Source organism: Dysgonomonas sp. 521 (assembly GCF_010501055.1).
Taxonomy (GTDB): Bacteria; Bacteroidota; Bacteroidia; order Bacteroidales; family Dysgonomonadaceae; genus Dysgonomonas.
Map to the genome: position 1 here is coordinate 50,726 of NZ_QVMO01000019.1, position 6,446 is coordinate 57,171.

At 40.1% G+C, this 6,446-nt stretch carries 5 protein-coding genes and 1 pseudogene; 3 read left to right on the plus strand and 3 right to left on the minus strand.

Features of this window, described 5'->3' with window-relative positions; translation table 11 throughout:
- Positions 1-46: 46 nt before the first annotated feature.
- Positions 47-967 carry a FimB/Mfa2 family fimbrial subunit gene (locus D0T84_RS07775; RefSeq protein ID WP_163307320.1) on the plus strand — a complete coding sequence of 307 codons (921 nt, stop codon included), beginning with the start codon at positions 47-49 and terminating at the stop codon, positions 965-967.
- A gap of 32 nt (positions 968-999) precedes the next feature.
- Complete coding sequence (locus D0T84_RS07780) at positions 1,000-3,102, plus strand: DUF4906 domain-containing protein (protein WP_163307321.1); 2,103 nt, start codon at positions 1,000-1,002, stop codon at positions 3,100-3,102.
- A 46-nt stretch (positions 3,103-3,148) separates the two neighbouring features.
- Here D0T84_RS07780 and D0T84_RS07785 read toward each other — a convergent pair whose 3' ends face one another.
- Positions 3,149-4,132, minus strand: coding sequence for a helix-turn-helix transcriptional regulator (locus D0T84_RS07785; protein WP_163307322.1), 984 nt, complete (start codon positions 4,130-4,132; stop codon positions 3,149-3,151).
- A gap of 452 nt (positions 4,133-4,584) precedes the next feature.
- On the opposite strand from D0T84_RS07785, the gene D0T84_RS07790 reads away from it, so the two are divergent.
- Positions 4,585-5,328, plus strand: a complete 744-nt coding sequence (locus tag D0T84_RS07790; protein WP_163307323.1) for an alpha/beta hydrolase family protein — start codon at positions 4,585-4,587, stop codon at positions 5,326-5,328.
- 5 nt (positions 5,329-5,333) lie between these two features.
- Here the strand turns inward: D0T84_RS07790 and D0T84_RS22545 are convergent, their stop codons facing one another.
- Both D0T84_RS22545 and D0T84_RS22550 read right to left on the minus strand, forming a co-directional pair.
- Complete coding sequence (locus D0T84_RS22545; RefSeq protein ID WP_370525466.1) at positions 5,334-6,092, minus strand: GlxA family transcriptional regulator; 759 nt, start codon at positions 6,090-6,092, stop codon at positions 5,334-5,336.
- Positions 6,064-6,446, minus strand: a pseudogene (locus D0T84_RS22550) (hypothetical protein); the annotation flags it as partial. The gene D0T84_RS22545 and the pseudogene D0T84_RS22550, both read right to left, overlap by 29 nt.

Here is a 6,446-nt window from a genome sequence, read left to right on the forward strand (position 1 = left end):
CTGTCCGGATAGTTTTCCTCGATGTAAAACAGAAACAATAAATACAATGAACACATTATTCATAAAGAAGTGGGTAATCTGCCTGCCGTCTATACTATTCCTCATTACAGGGTGTGTTAAAGATGATAATTCAGATTGCCGTAAATCGTGCCAAATGGTTATTCAGGTATTAGATGGATACAATAATGATATTACAGAAACAGATGTTGTGGACGATGTAGTTCTGTATTTATTTGGCAGTGAGAGTAAATATATGGATAGTATACCTATCCCGACACAATCTGTAAGATCTCGTACCCCTATTACAATAAATTATCCGGAGCATAGCCATATTACGGCTGTGGTGTGGTGTAATACCGAAGGAGACAATACAATTGTAGATGATGTTAAAGAAGGGGATAGTTTGACTACTCCTTTGGATATTAACCTGAATATGGAAGGAACCAGCGGACAAAATGAAATATACAGCAGTCCCGAAGACCTGTTTCATGGCTACAAAAGGATTGATATGGAAGATGGAGGAGGAAGTTTTACTACAGAATTAAAGGTAAAACGCAAGATCTCCAGCATTATCGTTATCGCCAAGCATCTCAAAGACTGGGCCGGAGGCGGCAGCGACGACGAATATTATATACTAGTGCATGGTACAAGGAAAATCTATTCACTGGTGGATGGCAAGTTAGGCGAAGACGATGCTATACATCGCCCCGATGTCTCGTTTGACGACAATGACTATTTAGTATCCTCTTTGTTTAATACGTTCCCTTCGGGGCCAGACCAGCGGGTAGAGGTTGAGATATTTAAGGGAGATAACCGTATATACCGCGCCTCTTTAGACCAGAACGGAAATCCTTTCGTAGCAGAAGAAGGGCGTACCCTACAGGTAGAAATCGATTTCAGCGGTTCTATATCTGTCAACGTATCGGTTAATCCATGGCATGTAATTAACCAATATTCTGAATTATAATTGTTATACCAGTAATGAATAAGGCTATGAAGATGTTCAAAAGATTAATGATACTTCTATTATCCTCATGGATATTTTTATCTTGTGCAAACGATGAATATACTGATAACGGAGGAATAGGAGACGGTACAGCCAGAGTGCGTATTTCTTTTTCGATAAAGAGTCCTGAAAAGATTAAACTGCCCAAAAGTACCAGCCCCGGTGTAGATCAGGAAAACCTTGTGGGAAGTTTTCAGGTCTTCCTGTTCGACAAAAATAATGAAATAGTGAAATATGGAAAAAGCTTAGACGGTTCAGATTTAAGCCTTGATCCATTTTCAGGCGAATACAAAATATGCCTGATAACGAACTATGGTACAGATCTATCGGCCGTGAAAAATTATGCTCAACTGCAGGAGCTGTCGCTTGCTGCAAGTTATATTCCACAGGCAGGAACTACAGAAGGAGACTTGGCTTCGGGTAAAATGATTATGTATGGAGAAGACGACATAACATTAGAACCGAGGACGGAGGAAAATCCCAACCTGGTGGAAGTGGAAGTGGAGCGTATATTTGCCAAACTGAAATTTAAGATATATAATGAACTGGATAAACAGAATGAAGATTACAAGATAGAAAAAGTAACTTTGCATAACGGTTTAAAAAACTCCTGGTTGCTTCCTCATGACACGGATAAAGCAAAGGAAATCGATGAAGACCCTATTATATTATACAATAACCCTACCGGAGTATCACCGACAGAAAGTACCCCTTTGACCATGCTCAGGCCGATAGAATATATATTTGAGAACAGGGCAGGAACGGTTGCCACTGGAGGAACCGAGCAGAAAAATAAAGGTGAAAAAGCTGAAGGACTTACAGCTCCGGCATATATAGAAATCACAGGGAAATACCAAAAAGAAAATGGAGTTTCTATATCCGTTACCCAAAAAGTTTATTTAGGACAAAACAACCATAGTGACTTTAATGTAAACAGGAATGAGTACCACGACTACGATATAAAAATAAAAAGCGAAGGCGAAAATGATACCCGTGTGACAATAAAGTCGCTTTCGGAAATGAATTTTATATCGTCAAGTGTGCCTCAGGATGCGCATTACCTGATATACCCAATCAAAATAGAATCTAAAAACGCAGCTAATGGCTGGACTGTGGCCTCCAATCAGCAATGGGTAACCCTAAGGACTGACCTTACAGACCTGCAACAGCAGGGATATTGGATTGAAGAAGACAAAGGCAGTTCCTCTATTACTGGAAGCAATGGGGATGATATAACCATCTATGCCATTCTGGAAGAGAACGCGGCGGTAAATGCCAGAGAACGTCAGTCATTATTGACATTATATGAGACAGGAACAGACCAAAGCGCTGGAAATACCTTTACAATCAAACAATTACCAGTAAACTGGACGGGGGATCTGGGAAATGAACGGATTGAAGATTATACTTTTGGCGAAGGAAACGGCTATCCGTGGGGATTTAACTGGACACGGAAAGTCACTTATCAATCCAAAGAGGAAAGTATTCTTATTCCTTGGACTCGTGGATGGTATAAGTTTGTAATATTTTTTTACCAACTCTTTGGAGATAAATCAATTTCTACCAAAGAATGGGATGAAAAAGCAAGTTTCCTTACAAGATGGTATTATTTGGATATTACAATAGATTATAGTTCAATAAATAATCTTAGTAACAATGCCGATGATAATAATGATGGTTTTACTAATACATGGAACTTATACTCAGGTGGGGCGGGGATGAACTCTACAAATTTTGAAAACTACTTAAAAAGCAGGCTTGAGTTGATAGATGAAAATAAACAGGAAAATGTAGAATATTACGCCGCTAAAATGTGTTTACAAAAGAATAAATTCAGTAGAGAAGAGCATACTGATCCTGAATTAGGAGAGAAATATTATATCCCTGTTATCAAGCAAGATGATGTGAAATGGTTCTTACCTGCCAGATACCAGATTGATGATATCAGTGAAAGTGGCACTTACAAGCTGGAGGGTACATACTGGACTTCCACGGCTATAAGTCCTGATAAGGCATATAAGTATACAGTAGGAGGCGATGCTTCTGCGGCATCACGAAATGACATTTATAAAGTACGAGCCGTACGCAAAAGATAGATAGACATTTTGTTCACGAAGATAAAAAGGCAGGGTGAGGTTTTCTTCACTCTGCCTTTTGCGATTCTGTATAATAGAGCGTTCTCAGGTATTGTTGCAAATTCTCATTTTTTTCAAGGCCTAGCTTTGCCCTTATGCGGCTACGGGTAGAAGTGACTGTGGATGGGCTGATATGACGTATCTCGCAGATTTCGCGTACTGTTTTCCCTTGAATAATATAGCAGCAGATTTCCATTTCGGAGCTGGTCATGTCAGTGTTTCGTTTTCTCAAAATATCTATCATCTCCTCATTTGTATATATAAGATTCTTAGCCTGATCTATAATAGTGTCGCGCATCCGTTTTCCCAGATTATGCAATAGTTCTTCAGTTTTCTCCGGAGTGATTTTACTGTTTTTTATTAGCCGCCATTGTTCCGGTTCCAATTCGAAAAATTGCCGTAACTGTTCCTGCTCATTATTTATCTGTATGGTTTTCATCTCTTCCGAATAAGACTTGTTTAAGAACCATATTATTAATGCGATTCCCAGCATAATAATGACTAATTGGGGCATATGCCGGTACATTTGCAGATCGTTAAGAAACAGGCAGGCTGTGGTATATGCTCCTATAGTGCCAAGCGATATAACGAAAGGAGCAAATTGCGTATTGGGCACTCCGCTAATTATCAGAGGAATAATACATGTTGCCGCATGTAGTATAATAATTCTGCCCGAATACGGCCCGGGGTATATTCCTTCATAAATAATCGTGCAATATTGATTGATACTTAGTATAAAAATACAGAGGAGTAACCCGTTGTAGGAGCTGACCTTCTTCATTAGGTTTAATGTTGTGGCTGCTCCTATCATCATCACACTGATTATATCAATTGTTAATAAGATATACTTTTGGCTTATCAGATGAAAGTATACTTCTGATAAGATACCAACAGAAAAAAATATAGAACAGCATTTCAGTGCGAGAGTAACGTAATCCTTTGTCTTTTTAATTTTATTTCCTGAGCGTTTAAATTCTATAAGGGCATTCATAAATCGTATTATATTAATCTTGTTATCCTCTGTTTAGTATTGCTTCTTTATCCATTCGTAAAAAGCAATCAGCAAGAATATGTGTGGTTGGGTGGAGAGAATGCATCTGTTTCCAGAAAAGAACAGATGTTAATATATTTAGCAAATGTAAAAAAAAGTTGCCTATGCACCCATCTGATATCCTTATAAAATAAGCAGCTAAATGTTATAAAATGTTAACTTAATCTTGAGCGTTATTCTATATATCCCATATCCAGGGCTGTTTTTGGATCGTTTCTTCTTCAGGCTTTTTGATAATAAGCCATTTAAATGCATGTAATATATTTTTTGTCATGTACTTTTGTCATGTATTAAAAAAATTAATTTCATGCAGTTACCTTGCGCCGTATTATCATACCCTATGCTATTTGAAAGTAAAGTGTTATCTTTATAATCTATTCATTCTAGCAACTATGACCCGGAAAAGTAAATCGGAGACACGAAGCAGACCCGGCTTATTCAACCGTATCGCAAAACGGATTAAAAAGCTTTGGACGAATGAGGTAAATGTTTACTTTATATCGGGCATGTGCTACAATTGCAGTGTGTTCGACAAGATTAAGCTGCCCGAAGGATATAATAAACAGTATATCGAGTGGCACATTCCCCGTCACGATGAATCTTTGGCTGAGTATGCCCGTACTATGGAAAAGAGCATAGATACGACAAAACCTTTTATGCTGGCGGGCTATTCATTCGGAGGGGTTATAGCGCAGGAAATAAGCTGTTTTCTCTCTCCGCTGAAAGTGATACTTATATCTACATTCAAGAGCGATGGAGAGATACCAATGTTATTCAAGGCTGCTAAATCGACAAATGCCGCCGACCGGATACCTGCGCGTGTGTATGCTTCTACTGAACTTATAACAGATCTGTTTAACCGCTTTGTATACCACACGCCAACTTCGGAACAGGCAGAAGTGATGACCTTTATCGATCCGGTTTATGTAAAATGGGCTATAGAGCAGATTATAAACTGGGTTCCACGTAGTAAGTGCAAGTACCTCCACCATATACACGGAACAGAGGATCAGATTTTCCCCTATGAGTTAATCAAGAACGCTTTCCCCGTAGAAGGTGGCGACCACCTGATGGTACTGAAAAAAGCGGACATAATCAGTATTATCCTGGGCGGAATATTGCTGATGAAAGAATAAGGAGTTCAGGCGGTACCGCCGAAATTCCTTCTGTAGTCGGTCGGGATTGTATGCAGATATTTTACAAATATACGCCGCATGTTGTCAGGAGTACCAAGCCCGCATTTTTTCGCGATTTCCTTTACAGATAGTTGCGTCTCTGCCAGATAACGGCAAGCCCTTTCCAGCCGTATCTTATCTATGTACTTTGCCGGAGTAATGCCGGTTTCGCGTACAAATACGCGCGCAAAGTTGCGTGGGCTCATCGATGACTGCTCCGCCAGCCTTTCCACAGTCAGTTCTTCGGACAAATGTTCCGTTATCCAGTTCAGTATATCCTGTACCGGGCGGTAATCCGATTTTTGGTATGTAAGTACCAAACTGTACTGCGATTGGGTTCCGGGTCGTTTCAGGTATAATACCATTTGTTTGGCTACTTCCAGAGCCAGTGCACGGCCATAATCCTCTTCAATCAGGGATAAGGCAAGATCCATACCGGACGATATTCCTGCCGAAGTGTAGATGCCCCCGTCTTTAATGAAGATGGGTTCACTTTCTACTCTAATATCAGGATAAGTACGCGAAAGCAGTTCACACATAGCCCAGTGTGTAGCCACTTTTTTGCCGGACAGGATACCCGTTTCGGCCAGAAAAAAGCTGCCCGTGCATACCGAACAGAGCCGCCGTATATTACCTTCCTGTTGCCGTATCCATTGCAGTACATCTTTATTCAGCCTGTATCCTGCGATTATAGAGTTAGGTACACCCGGGTACGAACAGGGTATCTATTTCATAATTTATATCCTTAAAACTGTTTTCGCATTGGATGGTAAATCCGGACGCTGTCTTAATAGTTGTGCCGTCTTCGGCGGAGATTGTATGCAAAATATAGGGAGGTATCTGTTTTCGGTTTTGCAGGAGCTCTATCGCCTGCGCAAACACTTCGTATGGTCCGGTTACGTCCAACAAGGTAACTTCCGGTATGGCTAAAAATACTACATGCTTGGTTTCCATAAGTGTAAAATTATGTATGGCAAATATCACAGTACATGACAAAATTTTATATCCTGCTGTAGGGGCATCCCCTTGTGGGTGCCCGTAAACGATGACAAGCGGGCAGGGACAAGCCTCTGCCCCTA

What these genes read in the sequence shown, in the direction of transcription:
- D0T84_RS07775 (WP_163307320.1), top strand. Translation starts at nt 47, where the DNA reads ATGAACACATTATTCATAAAGAAGTGGGTAATCTGCCTGCCGTCTATA.
- D0T84_RS07780 (WP_163307321.1), top strand. Translation starts at nt 1,000, where the DNA reads ATGTTCAAAAGATTAATGATACTTCTATTATCCTCATGGATATTTTTA.
- D0T84_RS07785 (WP_163307322.1), bottom strand. Translation starts at nt 4,132, where the DNA reads ATGAATGCCCTTATAGAATTTAAACGCTCAGGAAATAAAATTAAAAAG.
- D0T84_RS07790 (WP_163307323.1), top strand. Translation starts at nt 4,585, where the DNA reads ATGACCCGGAAAAGTAAATCGGAGACACGAAGCAGACCCGGCTTATTC.